Origin of the sequence: Marinobacter sp. LM1, from assembly GCF_042763285.1 — a bacterium.
GTDB classification, from domain to species: Bacteria; Pseudomonadota; Gammaproteobacteria; order Pseudomonadales; family Oleiphilaceae; genus Marinobacter; species Marinobacter nauticus.
The window spans coordinates 4,051,851-4,067,792 of the sequence record NZ_CP114373.1 but is presented as its reverse complement, the minus strand read 5'-3'; the positions used below and the strand labels follow the sequence as shown (position 1 = coordinate 4,067,792).

Genomic DNA, 15,942 nt, shown 5'->3' with positions numbered 1-15,942 from the left:
AATCCTTAGTGGCGTGGTCGAGAGCGGAAAAACGTGGTTACATAGAGCTTAGAGTATTTCCAGAGTCGGAAAAACCAGGATTCGGGGAGTTTTTTTGGATAACCAGCAGCAAGATTACATCAGTGATCGCCTGAACGTTTTGAAACTGCGTTTTATCGAGCGATTGAGGGGCGAGTTGGCGTACCTTTCAGGCTTTGCTGACCAGGTTAGGAAAGGTCATGTTGATGAACTGGCACTTAATGACTGTCGTCAGAGACTTCATAAGTTGGCGGGATCTGCAGGCACGTTTGGTTTCCCCTCCCTTGGAGAATTTGCACGAGATCTCGAAAAACGTCTCAAGCGGGAGCAGAAAGCGTTGGCGAAGGGATCCGACGCCCAGTTCGATTTTCTTCCCGTTGATGAAAACGTCGCCGACCAGCTCGAACTCCTGATTGGCATCGCCGACCTGGATAACCCGTTGTCCACGGAGCGGGAGCGGTCGGCGCAAGCCGATGAAGAGCTGGTCTCCCATGGCATGCAGGTTCGGCTGATCGTGGTTCTTGACGCCACGGATCAACTGGAGTCCTTGCCGGATGAATTGCAGAAATACGGGTTTTCTGTCGAGACGATAGAGAGCCGGGAAGGCGTGGTGAAGGCCTCAGGTACTGATCCTGGTAATGCCGCAGCCGTGCTCTGCAGCGATGCCAGTATTGAAAGTGTGGCTCGTTGGTTGGAGGCCCATCCCCGCGGCGCCTATCAGCCACCGGTGCCGGTTGTTTGCATCGGACAGGCCGAAAACTTCGATCGTCGCTATCATGTTGCCCAGCACGGGGCACGTGCGTTCATGTCGGCGCCGGTGGATTTGCCCGAGCTGGTGGAGCGGCTGGAAACCCTGGTTCAGGAACTGGCCGCCGGCACCAAGGGCCGCGTGATGATCGTCGACGACGACCGGGAACTGGCCGAGCACTATTGCCTGGTGCTCAATTCTGCCGGTATTGAGGCCCATGCCGTATCGGACCCTTTGACGCTGCTGTCAGAACTTTATGCGTTCGAGCCTGAGCTGTTGCTGATGGATATTGAGCTAGGCGCGCATTCTGGCGTAGTTCTGGCTCGGATGATCCGCTTCCATGCTCGCTGGTTGAGCCTGCCGATTGTTTATTTGTCTTCCGAAGATGATCCGGAGCGCCAGCTTCGGGCGCTGTCCGGCGGTGCCGATGAGTTCCTGGTCAAACCGATTTCCGATGATTACCTCATCCGGGCCGTCCAGATGCGCTGTCATCGGGCTCGGCAGCTGTCTGAGCTGATGAACCGCGATAGTCTGACGCGACTGCTGAAGCACTCGGTAATCAAACAGGAAGTGGAAAGGGAGCGTCAGCGTTGCACCCGGGGCGATTACAGCTCTGTTGCGGTACTGCTGGACATTGATCATTTCAAGCAGGTGAATGACACCTGGGGGCATGCACAGGGTGATGTCGTCATCCGGACTCTGGCCAATCTTTTGCGCAACCGGCTGAGGGAATCCGATGCCATCGGTCGCTACGGTGGTGAAGAATTTCTTGTGGTACTGCCGCATTGTGAGCCGTCAGCAGCCCTGCGACTGATGTCCGGTATTCTTGAGAGCTTTTCTGAACTGGAGTTTTCCAGTGAAGACGACGTGTTCCACGTGACGTTCAGCGCGGGGGTCGCAAAAATCAATGATTTTTCTGCCGGTGATCAAATCATCGAGGCGGCTGACAAGGCACTCTATGAGCGGAAACGAAACGGCCGCAATGGCGTTACGTTGTATACCGATAACGCGTAGGTCAATCATGTTGCGGAGAATGCCTTGAAAGCATTGGTGCTTGAAGACGATGATCTCTTCTCGGAACTGCTGGAGACCGTAGTGGCGGGACTCCGTCCAGGCATGCGGGTGACGGTGGCGAGCCGGCTGTCCGAGGCCTTCCGGTTTGTTGACGATGACGATTTCGATCTGATTATTGCGGACTGGAACCTGCCGGATGGTTCGGGGCTGGAACTGGTTCGCAGGGTTCGTTCAGCTAAAGCGACCATGCCCGTTGTGATCGTCTCGGCCCGGGCCGATCGGGACTCCGTATTGAAGGCCGCCCATTACGGCATCAATGGCTATATCACCAAGCCTCTGGACGTTCGTGTCCTGCATCAAAGACTCACGGAGCTTCTTTCTGACACACCCGCCCGGTTGCCCGCGGTCTCGAGTTATCTGGCTGATGCTCTGGAGAACATCACGCAGTTGCCGTCCGATCTGGATGCTGCTGAGATTCTGGATTTATACCGGCGTCAGGAAGAGCTTTCTGCTTCGCAACTTGCAGAACGGTGGCGGGATCACCCAGCGCTGACGCTGCGCCTGCTGGATGTGGCCAACAGCACCTCCTTTCGCCGTACGGGTGAACCTCTGGATACAGTCCGGGACGCGATCAGTTCGATCGGGGTTGCGATGGCGTTAAACCAGGCGCTGGCATTGTCTCTGGATGTCTCGCGGAATATCCAGCATCCGCCGTTGCGCGCCCGGGCTGACGTCTATTATGGCCAGGCGCTCAGTGTCGCAAAATCCGCCCAGGCTCTGGCGCTGAGACTCAAAAAGCAGCCGATGCTGTTCCAGCAGGCTGGCTTGCTCAGTCGCCTTGGTGAGATGGCCCTGGTCAAAGTGCTGGATGAATACGTGGCGCTGGGTGGCGAGGTCGAGGAGGCCGCGTTTGAAGCCCTGTTTCGGGAATGGTCCGCACCGTTTGGAAACCGACTGAAAATTCACTGGCATCTGCCACTTGGTTTGAGGGAATTGATTGGGGCAGTGCATTCGCTTGGTTCTGACTGTACCCGTGAAGACCGGCTGCTGATGCGGGCGGCCTCTCTGGAAGCGGCGGGGGCGAAAGCCGGCGAAGAATGCCAGCGTTTACTGCGACGGCTGGGCCTGGATGAGACACAATCAGAGGAGTTAAAGCCCTCGTGAGCCAACAAGTTGATCGCGTGCTTTACGTTGAAGATGATGAGGACATTCGCAGTGTGGCTGAGCTGGCACTGGTGGATGTGGGCGGCTTCGACGTCTGCCTGTGTGCCTCTGGTCAGGAAGCCTTATCGCGCATTGAGGAATTTGGACCGGATCTGGTTTTACTGGATGTGATGATGCCGGGTATGGATGGGCCTCAGACTCTGAAAGCCTTGCAGCAGCGCCCGGAGGGGCTGAATATTCCGGTTATCTTTATGACCGCTCGTTTACAGCCCTCGGAAATTGAGGAATACCGGTTGCTGGGCGCCATTGGTGTCATTCCGAAACCCTTTGATCCCATGACTCTGGCCGATGATATCCGGCGTCTGGTGGCCGACAACCCGGAGCGTTGAACCGGATGCGTCGTCGTCGGTTTTAGGGTAGGCTGGCGCCCCGCAAATGAACTGATCACCGAGGTTGTCATGTCATCCCCCCAGTCGCCGGAAGAAATCAAGGCCAAACTCAACCTGGAGACCTCCCGCATTCACTGGCATGAGCTGCAAACCTATTATGCCCGGGGCCAGGTGGTGCGAGTGGCGCCAGAGCTGGACCTGCTGAATGTGGCGGCCCAGTTGGCGGCGGACAACAAGGCGCAGTTTGAGCACTGGATGTCCGGTGGGCAGGTGGGCGAGGTGGCACCGGACCTCGCGCGCGCCTGGTACGACCGCAATGCGGAACTCTGGGCAGTCGTCATTGCCCCCTGGGTGCTGGTACAGGACCGTTCTGGTGAGTGTCTTCACTGAACTGCACCGTTTTTATCCCTAGCTGTTCTGCTCTTTATCCCTGTCTTCGTCCGAGGTTTTCATGCTGACCGGTGCGCTCCTGATCCTGGCCCCGTTATTTCTGGGCTTTGCCATTGCCCTCTCCAATCGTCAGTTGATGACCGTGATTCACTATTCGGTGGAGGGCCTGGTGTATTTCATCCTGGCCCTGTTGGGATTGGGGCTGGGACAGATGGAAGGGCTATTGGGCCAACTGGGTACCATGGCTGCCCAGGTAGCGGGGCTGGTGCTGGTCCTGCTGGTGGCGAACATGGCGGGCCTGTGGCTGTTTCACCGTTGGCAGCCCATGCACACGGAGGCGGCTGAAACCGGTTCCAGGCCCGGTTATGGCCGCTTGTTTCTGGCAGGCCTCAAACCGCTTTTGTCCGTGCTTGTCGGTGCTCTGCTCGGGTATTTCCTGTTCCCGGAACTGCCGATGGTGGACGACGTGGCCACCTGGGCGCTGATGTTGTTGCTGTTCCTTATAGGGCTTCAGTTACGCAATGCCGGCCTGTCATTGCGCAAACTGCTGATGAACCGCCAGGGGCTGGGGATTGCACTGGCTCTGGTGGTTAGCTCCCTGGTGGCGGGGCTGGCTCTGGTGCCGGTACTGGATATCCCCTGGCATCAGTCTTTGGCCCTGGCCTCCGGGTTTGGCTGGTATTCACTTTCAGGCATTGTCATTGGCGATGCCCTGGGACCCGCCTGGGGCGGCGTCGCTTTCCTGAACGATGTGCTGCGGGAAATTATTGCCCTCGCCCTGATACCGTTGGTAATCCATACCCGGCCAGCCATGGCCATCGGCTACGGCGGAGCCACCGCCATGGATTTCACACTGCCGGTAATTCGCAGTAGTGGTGGCCTGGCCTGCGTGCCGGTGGCCATCGCTTCCGGCTTTCTGCTGTCTTTCCTTTCGCCGGTGCTGATGGGAGTCTTTCTGTCGCTGGGATAGCTTGATTTTGCTCAATTTGACCCGGTGCAATGCTTTGGTCAGATTTACGGTTATAGTGGCTACGGATTAGTATGCAAAGAATACCCACCTCTGTCCCGGAGCTTCTGGATGCACCGCCGTCACTTTCTGCACCTGACAATAGCTGCCGCTGTTGCTGCGGGAATGAGTGGTTGCTCCCGGCGAGATCCTCTGAGAACCGGTATTCATCCCTGGATTGGTTACGAACCCCTGTACCTGGCAGAAGAATTCGGCTGGCTGCCGGAGACAGTGCAGTTGGTGAAAGGCCAGGCGGCCAGTGATTCCATCAGCGGACTGGTCTCCGGCAATCTGGACGCCGCAGCCCTGACTCTGGATGAAACCCTCAGGGTTCTTGTCGCCGGGGTGCCCGTAAAGGCCGTTGCCGTCACTAATGTTTCCGTGGGCGCGGATGTGCTTCTGGTGCGGCCTGCAATTACCAGCCTTTCGGGTTTGCGGGGCCGACGGGTCGCGGTGGAGCTCGGCGGCGTGTCCGGCATCATGTTGTTTTCTGTGCTTGAGCGCGCCGGCTTGACCAGTAACAACATATCGGTGGTGGATTTACCGGTCCACGAACACATCGGGGCCTGGCAGCGTGGTGATATCGACGCTTCCATCAGCTACGAACCGGAGGCCTCCCGGCTGGCGGCCGAAGGCGCGGTGCGTCTGTTCGACAGCAGCCAGCTGCCGGAAACCATCTTCGATCTTCTGGTGGTCACTGATGCAGCGGTCAGTCGGCAGCCAGGCGCGGTAAGGGATCTGGTAAAAGGTCATTTTCTGGGCCTGCAACATCTGGTGCGCAACACGCACGATGCGGTCTATCGTGTTGCTACGCGCCAGCAGGTATCTCCGGAGATGGTGCGTCAGTCTCTGGCGACGGTGATGTTGCCGGAACTGTCTGCCAACCACCGCTATCTCACCCACAATGGCCGGCTGGAAGTGGTGGCAAAGATGCTGGCGAGTATTATGGCTCGTGAGGGGCTGATAGATGCGCCCCTGCACTATGAGCATCTGACCGATCCGGCTTTCCTGCCTCGGAGCCTGCCATGATGAAGGGGATGCTTTACCGCTGCCTGGTTTCGCTGTTGGTGGTTGCTGTCAACGTGCCGGCGCAGTTGGCAGCCAGCGACTCGGTCACGCTCGGCGTTTTTGCCTACCGGCCTGACAATGTGATCAACGAACGCTATCAGCCGCTGGCCGACTACCTGACCCTGGAAACCGGCATGGCAGTGAACCTGAAGGTTTTCAATCAGGATGACATGAACCGTGCCTTGGCGGCCAACCAGATCGACTTCTTCCTCACCAATCCCAGCCACTTTCTGGTGATTCGCAGTGAACGCAGTCTGACCGGAGCCCTCGCAACCCTGCGCCGCAGCTGGCGGGGTGAAACCACGGGCAGTATTGGTGGCGTGATTATTACCCGTGTTGAACGGGACGATATCAACCGCCTGCAGGATCTGGAGAAAAAGAGTATTGCCACGCCAGGGCTGACCTATCTGGGTGGCTATCAGGCCCAGGCGCTGGAGTTGGCCAGCGTGGACGTGGATGTTCGGCGCCATAACCGGATGGTGTTTCTGGGTAATCACGACCGGGTGATCCGCTCGGTGCTGACGGGCGATACCGATGTCGGATTCATCCGAACCGGCATCTATGAAGAACTGCTGAACGAGAACCCGAGCCTTGCAGATGAGCTGAAAATCATCAATCCGCAGCAGCTGCGAGGCTATCCGTTTGTTCTGTCCACCCGGCTGTACCCGGAGTGGCCTCTGGTTTCTCTGCCCCATGTCGACAGCAGGACGGTACGCCGGGTTGCTTCCGCCCTGTTTGCTCTGGAGCCAGAGCATGCGGCGGCGCAGGCGGCGGGTCTGGCCGGGTTTTCGCCGCCTGCAGATTACCAGTCGGTCGAAATGCTGAGCCGAAGCCTGCGGATGCCGCCGTACGATCAGGTGCCGAGGGTAACCTGGGTCGACATACTCCACCAATACCGTAACTGGGTGATTACCGTTGCTGTGCTGTTTGTACTGCTGGTAATCACCAGTCTCTGGCTCGGCCGCAAGAAAAAGCAGCTGGCCTCTGAAGAGCGCAGGCTGCGCACACTGATTGCCAGCTGGCCCCAGCCGATGCTGATGATCCGCAATGGTGAACTGGTGGACTGCAACCGGGCGGCCGTGGATCTGGTTGGCTATACCTCCGAAGCTTCTTTGTTGGGCAAGTCCCTGGCGGCTTTCTCTCCCCATAGCCAGCCGGATGGAGCTCCGTCGTCACAGAAATCCGAGGCGCTCTTTACCCGGGTGACGGCTGGAGAGGTGTCCCAGACGGAATGGCTGTTTGTGCGTTCGAACGGGGAACGGGTGTGGGTGGCCATGACCCTGGCCCCGGTTTATGAACACGGCAGCGACATCCCTTCGGTACTCTGTTCCTGGCATGACATCACGCGCAGAAAGCAGGCCGAGGAACAGCAGCGGTTGGCGTTAAGGGTGTTCAAGAATGCCCGGGAAGCGATTTTTATCACCGATGCCCACGGCGTGGTGATGGACATCAACGAGGCCTACACCCAGATCACCGGGCGGGATCACAAGTCTGCTATTGGCAGCCTACCGCCCATGCCGGTAGATGAAGGCAGTGCCATACTGGTGGCCGCCAGCAGGCATGGAGTGTGGAGCGGAGAGTTTGCAGCCCGGCATCAGGACGGCCAGGCCATTGTCTTGAACCTGAGTCTGAGCAGTGTGCTGGACGAGCAGGGCGAACTGTCCCATTTTGTGGGTGTCTTCAGTGACATCACAAGGCAGAAAGAGATCGAGAAGCAGCTCCGGATCATGGCCCACTACGACGCCCTGACCAATTTACCGAACCGGGTACTGTTCTCGGATCGTCTGCACCAGTCCATGGCCCAGGCCCGTCGGCAGAATTACCGGTTGGCGGTTGTCTACATCGATCTGGACCAGTTCAAACCGGTGAATGATGCCTTTGGTCACGATGCCGGTGATGGCTTGCTGGTGGAAGTGGCCCGGCGCATGCGTGCGACCCTCCGGGAGGAGGACAGTCTGGCACGATTGGGCGGCGACGAGTTCGCCGCCATCATCGTCAATGTCCCGGACGCGGTTACCCTGGATATATTGCTCTCGCGTTTGCTAACGGTCATTGCCGAACCGGTGTGGGTGGCCAATCACAGCGTTGAAGTGTCTGCGAGTATGGGTTACACCCTGTACCCTCAAGGCGAGGAAATAGACGGAGATCAGCTGCTTCGCCAGGCTGACCAGGCCATGTATCGGGCCAAGCGTGAAGGCAAGAACCGCTATTACTGTTTTCAGGATGCCGATGCCTGATCATGGCTTTGGTTGAGTAGCCCCACGCCGTCCTGCCAATACAGCGCCTTGCTCCACTGATCGGTGAGCCGGCGCACGGCGCTGAGCTCATCCAGAACCTCGGCCCCCAGGCTGGAACTGAATTCCCGCCGGATCATCTTCTGCAGGGTGGCTGCTTTCAGCTGATGGTAGACGGTTTCGGCTTCCTGTAGCTGCTCCGGTACGGGCGTTTCTGAGGCCACCAGCGCCCGAATAACCTCGAAATAGCGGTTGAAAACCGACTCCAGCGTCTCGAAATCCCTGCGCCGGGCCAGCGCCCGGAGTCGAACCAGATGCAGGGTCAGCTCGGTGGCTTCCGCCAGGTAACGGCAGGTGCGAATGCTCAGCGTCAGGGCATCCACCACCGACGGATGCATTTTCTCGGCTCTCAGGCGCCCGATGTAGTCGGTAATGGCCAGGTTCAGGTTGCGCACGGCATCGGCCTTCGGGCGCACATCGGATTCCTCCAGGCTTTCCCGGTCCAGGCATACCCGCAGCAAACCCCGGCTGTGACCAATCAACCGCTTCATTTCCTGATCCACGGCGCCGATGGCCAGTTCCGGTGTCGTCACCAGAGTGTCATCGAGATAGCGGGGTTCGGCGTTGTCCTCTTCCTTGCTGCGAAACAGCCGGCCGAGAAAACGGGCGAACGGTTGGGTGAAGGGCAGCATGATGGCGGCACCCAGAACGTTGAACAGCGTATGGAATAAGGCCAGCGAAACCGCCGGGTTGGCTTCCAGGTCCAACAGGTTGGTCAGGGTATTCACCAGCCAGAGCATGGCCGGCAGCACCAGCAGGGCGATGACGCCGGTGACCAGGTTGAACAGGATATGCCCGGTGGCCAGCCGGCGGGCGTTTGCCGTGGCTTTCAGGGCCGACAGCGCGGCAGTCGACGTTGAGCCCAGATTGGCCCCAATCACGGCCGCGGCGGCATTGTCGAGCGGGATCAGGCCGCCAGCTGCAGCGGTGAGTACGATGGCCAGGGCGGCGCTGGAGGACTGGGTAAGAACCGTGGCCAGCAGGCCAATCAGCATGAAGGCCGGCAGGCCATAATCGGCGTTGATCAGGTGGCCGTTCTGGAAGCCGAGAGCCGAGGATTCGAGCGCGGTTTTGAGAATCGACAACCCCAGGAAAAACAAGGCAAAGCCTGCCAGAGCTTCCCCCAGAAACTGGTTTCTCGGGTTGCGGCTGACCAGTTTGAAGCCCACCCCGGCGGCCAGCAGTGGCAGCGCCATGGCTTCGATCTTGAAGCCGAAGCCAATCAGGCTGACCAGCCAGCCGGTCATGGTGGTACCGATGTTGGAACCGAAAACAACGCCCAGGGACTGGGCCAGAGTCATCAGGCCGGCATTCACAAACCCAATGGTTGCCACGGTTACCGCCCCGGAATGCTGCACGATACCGGTAATAACAAAGCCGGCGAATAGTGCCCGCAGAGGCGTTCTGGTCCAGTGCCCCAACATATGGCGGAGATGATGGCCGGCGGCGTTTTTCAGACCATTGGTCATCATCTCCATGGCCAGGAGAAACAGGGCCAGACCGCCCAGAACCTGGAAAACCGATGACAGCATGATGGATTATCTTTTTTATGGATGGGGCGTTAACACAAGCCTAGCAGAGCCCGGGCAGCTTTCAGAGTGTCAGACCAGAAACTTTCGGATATCGAGTTTGTAGTCGTCTGGATCGACCGCCCGAACGATCCGGTCCTGGTTGCCGGGGCGAGACAGATCAATGGTATGCACGGTTACAGGCATTCGGAACTTCGTGTTGTACATAACGCGCACCACGGGCAGTCTCTGGTCAGATTCATTCGTTTCGATGACCACGCCCAGCTTGCCGCTTTCAAGCAAGACCAATGAACCTATCGGGTACAGCCCAACGCAACGGATAAACTGTTTCACCAGCGTCGGATCCAGGTGATCCCCGGACCATTCCAGCAGTTTCTTCAGCCCTTGAGTCGGCGTCAGGCCTTTGTGGTAAACCCGGTCAGCAGTGATGGCATCGTAAACATCCGTGATGGCAACCATGCGTCCGTACTCGGTGATTTCGTCGCCTTTGAGACCCTCCGGATAGCCGCTGCCGTCCAGTTTCTCATGATGTTGGGCGGCGGTTATCACGGTGATCTCGCCGATGCCTTCGGTGCTGGCAAGAATGTCACGGGAATGGCGGGCGTGCAGCTTCATGACCTCGAATTCTTCCGCCGTCAGTCGGCCAGGTTTGTGCAGAACCTCATCGGGCGTAAGAATTTTTCCGATGTCGTGCAACAAAGCACCTACGATGGTCTGGTGCAGAACATCCTGAGAGAGGTTTCGGTAATGTCCGAACAGTGACATCAATACGCTCAGGTTGACTGAGTGTTCCAACAGGTAATTGTCTTTCTCGCGGATCCGTCCCAGGCAGCTCAGGGCATTGGCATTGCGTAGTACTGAATTTTGCAGCTCGTCTGCGAGCTGGTGGATCGGGGCCACATCAATTGCACCACCAATCTTGACGTTGGTCATGAAGCTGCCCACCAGGCTTTGGGCCTGGCTGTGCACCTGTTGAGCAATAACTATTTCTTCCGCCAGAGGGGCCTTCGGGGTGTATCCCGGCTTCAGGGCTCCGGCGTTCTGCAGGGCCGTTTCATTGCGCTGATCCACATGCGCCGCCGGCTCGGAATCCTGGCAGTCGGCGCCCCGGCTGACATCAATGTAGATGTATTGCACGCCCATCTTGCGGATTTTTTCAATGGTCTCTTCCCGCTTGATCACCCCTTGCTTGCGCTGTGTGTTATGGGGGATCCAGTCGTTGTTCAGGTCGGTGATGTACATGCCGACCTTCAGGGCGGAGACAGGAATGCGCTTGATCATTGATGGGGGAAAAACGTTCTCAGGCTGTTTTGATAGGTCTGACTTAATACCTGATCCATCGGCAACTCCTTAACGTCGGCAATTTTCTCGGCCACGAACGGCAGGTAAAACGGTGCGTTTTCGCGGCCGCGATAGGGTACGGGTGTCAGGAACGGGGCATCGGTTTCCAGCAGGATCTGTTCGATGGGCGTCATGCGTACGATATCGCGCACGTTCTCGGCCTTATTGAAAGTGGTGATGCCGTTGAAGCCCAGGCACCAGCCCTGGTCGATGGCGTATCGTGCCAGCCCGGGCCCGGAGGTGAAGCTGTGAATAACCCCCCGGCGCTCAAGAGAATGCTCGAACTCTTTCAGAATAGCTATGGTATCGTCGTCGGCGTCGCGGCTGTGAATCACCACCGGACGGTCGCTGTCGCAGGCAATCTGAAGCTGCCGGCGAAACACCTCTCGTTGCACGGAGCGATCGGCATTGTCGTAGAAATAATCCAGCCCGATCTCGCCCACGGCCACGATCTTGTCGTCGGTGGCATGCTGGCGGATTTCCGCTTCCACCTCATCAGTATAGGTTTCCGCTTCATGGGGATGAATGCCCTGGGTGCCAAACACCCAGTCAGCGGAACCCGCCAGTTCGCGCACGGCGGCGAGGTTATCTGGCGACACCGCAATGGTGATCACCTTTTCGATGTTGACCCGCTGGCTTTGCTCCAGAGTATCGGACAACGGCCGGTCTTTCAGGTAGTCCAGATGGCAGTGGGTCTCGATGATCGGATGATCAAATACGGGAATCTCCCGACGTTTCTTGCTCATGCCAGGGTACTAGACTCCATCAGGGTCGGTGTATGGATGCTATTCTGAGAATCTGATCACGTAAGTGTATCACTTTGTACGATTATTGACCTGCAACGGGGCGATAGGGAGTTTCCTTGATGAAATATACGGCATTTGCCCGTTCCTGGTTCTTGAATCCTGATCAACCGGCTCTCGAAGGTTATCCGTCGCTGTATGAGGGCGACGACAAGTTGCCTGCGCTTGAAGCCAGTCTGGAGGAGATCGGAGAGTACCAGCGGCGGTTGTGGGCCAATCGTAAGCAGGCATTGCTGGTCGTCATCCATGGCCCGGACACCAGCGGCAAGGACAGCCTGATCCGGACGCTGGCCACCTACGCTGATCCGGCCGGCTTTCACGCCTGGTCATTCGGGCGACCCAATGCATCGGAAGCCGCTCATGATTTTCTCTGGCGGGTGACACCCTATCTCCCCGCCTATGGCCAGATGGTGGCCTTCAACCGCAGTCATCACGAGGCCGTCATCGGCGAGCGAGTATGGCCCGTGCGAGATGCCGGCACCTATCACTGGCCGGCCCGGTTCGAGGCCATACGGAATTTTGAGCGTCACCTGGTCAGCGAAGGCACCTGTGTCGTAAAAATCTGGCTCAACCTCTCCGAGGATGAACATAAACAGCGATTGCTCAAACGCCTGGACAAGCCCAGGAAGCGCTGGAAGTTTGACCGCTCCGACATCGAGGGCTGGAAGCAGCGCGCCCGTTATCAGGCCTTCGCCGAGGAAGCCCTGGCGCAGACCCACACCGAGGAAGCGCCCTGGTTCATTGTGCCCGGGGACCGCAAACCCCAGGCCCGGGCGATTGTGGCGGCCTTGCTGGCCGGGGTGCTGAAACAGCTTGCGCCGGACTACCCGGCGGAGCATCCGGATGTACTGGAAGACTATCGTCAGCTGCTGGCAGCGAATGGCGTCAGCTAATGGAGGCAATATGCACATCGCAGTGGTAGGGGGTGGCGTGGTCGGTGTCACCACCGCCAGGGAACTGATTCGCCGGGGGCATCAGGTAACCCTGCTGGAGCGACACGACCTTGCCGGTAACGAGACCAGCAAAGGCAACGCCGCCCAGCGGTCTTACGGCGTGGTTTACCCCTGGGCTGATCCCTCCATGGTCTTCAAGGCACTGCCCTGGCTGTTGAAAACCGACGGCCCACTCAAGCTGCGGGTGCCGCCTTCGGTCGACGCCGTCAAATTTATGTTTGCCACCCTGCGCTATGCCTGGAGTCCTGGCCTGTTTGGTCTCAACAAGCGGGCCATGCTGCGCCTGGGTGTCCACAGTCGGGAGCGATTTCTGGCTCTGGAACAGGAGCATGACCTGAACTTTGATGGCGACCACAAGGGCCTTCTGCACCTGGCCAGCAGCCCTGAGGCCATGGACGGTTATCGTGAGATCCACGACCTGCTGAATGAGCTGGGCATCGCCTCGCGGCTGCTCACGCCCGAGCAGGTGCGCGCCGTGGAGCCGGGTATGACCGGGGATGGACCTCTCTATGGTGCCATCAGCTATGACACGGATGGCACCGGCGATTGCCACCTGTTTTCCCGGGCACTGGCGCAGGTGTGTGAGCAGCATGGTGCAAGTTTTCACTATGGTGTCGAGGTTGAGCGGCTGTTGTTTGATGATGAAACTGTGAACGGGCTCGAGTATCGAGCCCGCAGCGGCGAATTGGTCACCCTGGAAGCCGATGCGGTGGTGGTTTGCGCCGGATGCTGGTCACCGCAGTTGGTTCGGCCCCTCGGGCTGGACCTCCCGATCTACCCGGTCAAGGGTTACAGCCTGACGGTGCCCCTGATTGATCCGGACAAGGCCCCGGCCAGCACGATCCACGACGATAACCTGAAGGTGGTGTCTACCCGGTTGGGTAACCGGCTCCGGGCCACGGGCTTTGTCGAATTGGCGGACTTCAATCGCGACATTCCCGAGGCGCGCATCGCCACCATCAAGAAATCCGTGCGTTCACGCTTTCCCGGCTGCGCGGATCTTGAGGCTGCCGAAACCTGGACCGGTTTCCGCCCCATGACTCCGGATGGCCCGGCCATCATTGGCCGCGGACCCCGCCGGAACCTGTTCTTGAATACCGGCCATGGCACCTTCGGCTGGACCCTGTCGGCGGGCAGCGCCTCGGTGATTGCCCAGGTCATCGACGGTGAAGAACCGGCCGTGTCGCTGGATGCGTTCCGGCCCGGGAGGTTTCAGGAATAGGCTCAGAGTTTGCGCTCGAGGTTGCCGCACAGGGTGTGAGCAAAGCCGACGTCACGCTCGGAAAGCATGGGCAGGCGCTGGAATACCCACTGCGACAGCTTGCTGTCGGCCGGTGCCTCCAGCGCCGGTAACAGTGTTTCCAGGCGTTGTCGCAAGGCACTGAGGCTGGCATCCGAGGCGACCTTGGGCGTGCTGTCACTCTGGCGCGCCAGTCCGGACAGCTCCCAGGCATACAGCATGACCGCCTGGGACAGATTCAGGGACGGATAGCTGACCGCCATCGGAAAGCCGGTAAGCAGATCGCACAGCGCCAGTTCTTCATTGGCCAGGCCCCGGTCCTCACGACCAAACACCAGCGCCGCCGTCGCCACCGAGCCGCCTTTATTGGCCAGTACCGAGCGCAGTGCGCCGGGTTCATGCCAGTCCCGCCGATGATGGCGGGGCTTGGCTGAGGTGCCCATCAGCAAATCCGCGGAGTTTCTAACCGCGGCCAGATCGGGGAAAATGCGCGCATTATCCAGAATGTGGTCACTGCCATGGGCCAGCCAGTGGGCTTCGGGCCGCGTATGCAGGTCGGAATTGACCAGCCATAGCTCGGAAAAACCCATGGTGCACAGGGCCCGCGCAGCGGCGCCGACATTTTCCGGGACTTTCGGTTCAACCAGTACAAAGGCCAGTTTCATGACATTACCTCCGGCGGCGAGTTTACACCAAGCCTCGGGTTGTTTTTACCAGCGCTGGCAGTCTTTGAATGACTGGCTGCGAGAACTGGAGCCACTCTGGCGCCCCATCCCGTTCATGGAACCTGCCCCCGCCTGGCGCGACGCGCATCCGGACCTGGCGCGCTGGCTGGAGGCGCTTCCTGAGGAGGACTGTCAGGACTGGGAGGAGCGGCTCCCGGAACTGTCCTCGGTGTTAGCCGGGTATGTCCCGGCGCTGGCCCGGTACCGGGATCTGCTTGATTTACCCCGTCTGGCGACCGAGGCCGAGGGCCGGCAGGCGGAACTGGCGGAGGTGGCCGCCGTTGATATGCCTGGCCGAAAACGACAGCAGGCCGGCGCATTCGCCGCTGCAATTTCGCCCCTGGGCTATCCGGTACTGGACTGGTGTTGTGGCAAGGGGCATCTGGGCCGGACCCTGGCCCGGCGGGGTGTGGTGCAGGTAACCGGATTTGAGTGGAATCCGGAACTGGTGACCGATGGCAACCGCCTGGCCGAACACTATGGCGACCCGGTTCGCTTGTCTCATCAGGATGTGATGGTTGATGGCCTCAAACTGCCTGAGCGCCACCATGGGGTGGCGCTGCACGCCTGTGGTGATCTGCACCGCCGGCTGATGCAATCCGGTGCCCAGGCGCGTTTGCCCCGGCTCAGTCTCTCACCTTGCTGCTACCACCTGACCGGGGATGAACGGTATCAGCTTCAGGCCCGGCAAACCCGGGAGTATGGCGAGTGTTTGTCGGTAGACCGCAACGATCTGAGGCTGGCGGTTCAGGAGATGGTCACGGCACCGGAGCGGGTGCGCGAGCAAACCACACGCATCAGTACCTGGCGTCTGGGGTTCGATGCGCTGCAACGGGAGCTGACCGGCAACGGGCACTACCTGCCGGTGCCGTCGCACCCGGCCCGGCTCAATAATGGCCGTTTCGAGGACTTCTGTCGCTGGGCGGCGGCAAAGAAACAACTGACTCTGCCCGCCGATGTTGACTGGGCAGAATGGCTGGCGCGCGGCGAGGCACGATATCGTCAGGTGCGCCGGCATGAACTGCTGCGCCATCTTTTCCGGCGGCCCCTGGAGCTCTGGCTGGTCCTGGACTACGCCGTGTTTCTGGAAGAACAGGGTTACCGGGTTCGACTGGGTATCTTCTGTGATCGTCAGCTGACGCCAAGAAACCTGTTATTGGATGCAGAACGTGAGGGCGGTTGAAAGCCTGAGCGCTTTCTGACTGCGGAATCAAAAAGAAAGGCGCCCGAAGGCGCCTTACCGAGGTTGCCCGGATTACC

General features: G+C 59.2%; 14 protein-coding genes. 10 read left to right on the top strand and 4 right to left on the bottom strand.

Annotated elements, in window-relative coordinates; all coding sequences use genetic code 11:
- The first annotated feature begins 94 nt into the window (after positions 1 to 94).
- From OZ656_RS19035 to OZ656_RS19005, 7 genes are all read left to right on the top strand, one after another.
- On the top strand, positions 95 to 1,780 hold the full coding sequence (locus OZ656_RS19035; RefSeq protein WP_153740284.1) for a diguanylate cyclase: 1,686 nt from the start codon (positions 95 to 97) through the stop codon (positions 1,778 to 1,780).
- 24 nt (positions 1,781 to 1,804) lie between these two features.
- Entirely contained in the window at positions 1,805 to 2,944 is a 1,140-nt protein-coding gene (locus tag OZ656_RS19030; protein WP_153740283.1) for a response regulator, read from the top strand.
- Positions 2,941 to 3,333, top strand: coding sequence for a response regulator (locus OZ656_RS19025; RefSeq protein ID WP_023009447.1), 393 nt, complete (start codon positions 2,941 to 2,943; stop codon positions 3,331 to 3,333). Before OZ656_RS19030 ends, OZ656_RS19025 begins: the two co-directional genes overlap by 4 nt.
- Positions 3,334 to 3,402: 69 nt before the next feature.
- Complete coding sequence (locus tag OZ656_RS19020; protein ID WP_153740282.1) at positions 3,403 to 3,723, top strand: DUF2288 domain-containing protein; 321 nt, start codon at positions 3,403 to 3,405, stop codon at positions 3,721 to 3,723.
- Between the two features lie 61 nt (positions 3,724 to 3,784).
- Positions 3,785 to 4,693 (top strand): lysine exporter LysO family protein, encoded by a 909-nt coding sequence (locus tag OZ656_RS19015; RefSeq protein ID WP_153740281.1) that lies wholly within the window; start codon positions 3,785 to 3,787, stop codon positions 4,691 to 4,693.
- A 108-nt stretch (positions 4,694 to 4,801) separates the two neighbouring features.
- Positions 4,802 to 5,758 carry an ABC transporter substrate-binding protein gene (locus tag OZ656_RS19010; RefSeq protein WP_153740280.1) on the top strand — a complete coding sequence of 319 codons (957 nt, stop codon included), beginning with the start codon at positions 4,802 to 4,804 and terminating at the stop codon, positions 5,756 to 5,758.
- Positions 5,755 to 8,034, top strand: a complete 2,280-nt coding sequence (locus tag OZ656_RS19005) for a diguanylate cyclase domain-containing protein (protein WP_153740279.1) — start codon at positions 5,755 to 5,757, stop codon at positions 8,032 to 8,034. The genes OZ656_RS19010 and OZ656_RS19005 overlap by 4 nt, the downstream gene beginning before the upstream one ends.
- Here the strand turns inward: OZ656_RS19005 and OZ656_RS19000 are convergent.
- The 3 genes from OZ656_RS19000 to OZ656_RS18990 all read right to left on the bottom strand — a co-directional run bounded on the left by OZ656_RS19000 (position 8,016) and on the right by OZ656_RS18990 (position 11,707).
- Positions 8,016 to 9,623 (bottom strand): Na/Pi cotransporter family protein, encoded by a 1,608-nt coding sequence (locus OZ656_RS19000; protein WP_022993239.1) that lies wholly within the window; start codon positions 9,621 to 9,623, stop codon positions 8,016 to 8,018. The genes OZ656_RS19005 and OZ656_RS19000 overlap by 19 nt on opposite strands.
- Before the next feature lie 69 nt (positions 9,624 to 9,692).
- A complete protein-coding gene (locus OZ656_RS18995; protein WP_113879098.1) occupies positions 9,693 to 10,901 on the bottom strand; it encodes an HD-GYP domain-containing protein in 1,209 nt (402 codons plus the stop codon).
- Positions 10,898 to 11,707: a TatD family hydrolase gene (locus tag OZ656_RS18990; protein WP_022993237.1), complete on the bottom strand. Its 810-nt coding sequence runs from the start codon at positions 11,705 to 11,707 to the stop codon at positions 10,898 to 10,900. The genes OZ656_RS18995 and OZ656_RS18990 overlap by 4 nt, the downstream gene beginning before the upstream one ends.
- A 119-nt stretch (positions 11,708 to 11,826) precedes the next feature.
- Here OZ656_RS18990 and OZ656_RS18985 point away from each other — a divergent pair, with 119 nt between their 5' ends.
- Both OZ656_RS18985 and OZ656_RS18980 read left to right on the top strand, forming a co-directional pair.
- Positions 11,827 to 12,657 (top strand): polyphosphate kinase 2 family protein, encoded by an 831-nt coding sequence (locus tag OZ656_RS18985; RefSeq protein WP_022993236.1) that lies wholly within the window; start codon positions 11,827 to 11,829, stop codon positions 12,655 to 12,657.
- 10 nt (positions 12,658 to 12,667) lie between these two features.
- Positions 12,668 to 13,939, top strand: coding sequence for a D-amino acid dehydrogenase (locus OZ656_RS18980; protein ID WP_113879099.1), 1,272 nt, complete (start codon positions 12,668 to 12,670; stop codon positions 13,937 to 13,939).
- Between the two features lie 2 nt (positions 13,940 to 13,941).
- Here the strand turns inward: OZ656_RS18980 and OZ656_RS18975 are convergent, their stop codons facing one another.
- The gene (locus tag OZ656_RS18975; protein WP_113879100.1) at positions 13,942 to 14,622 is read right to left on the bottom strand and encodes a tRNA/rRNA methyltransferase; all 681 of its coding nucleotides are present in this window, start codon (positions 14,620 to 14,622) and stop codon (positions 13,942 to 13,944) included.
- On the opposite strand from OZ656_RS18975, the gene OZ656_RS18970 reads away from it, so the two are divergent.
- On the top strand, positions 14,621 to 15,865 hold the full coding sequence (locus OZ656_RS18970) for a methyltransferase (RefSeq protein ID WP_379944797.1): 1,245 nt from the start codon (positions 14,621 to 14,623) through the stop codon (positions 15,863 to 15,865). The two genes, OZ656_RS18975 and OZ656_RS18970, sit on opposite strands and share 2 nt — an antisense overlap.
- Positions 15,866 to 15,942: the final 77 nt, after the last annotated feature.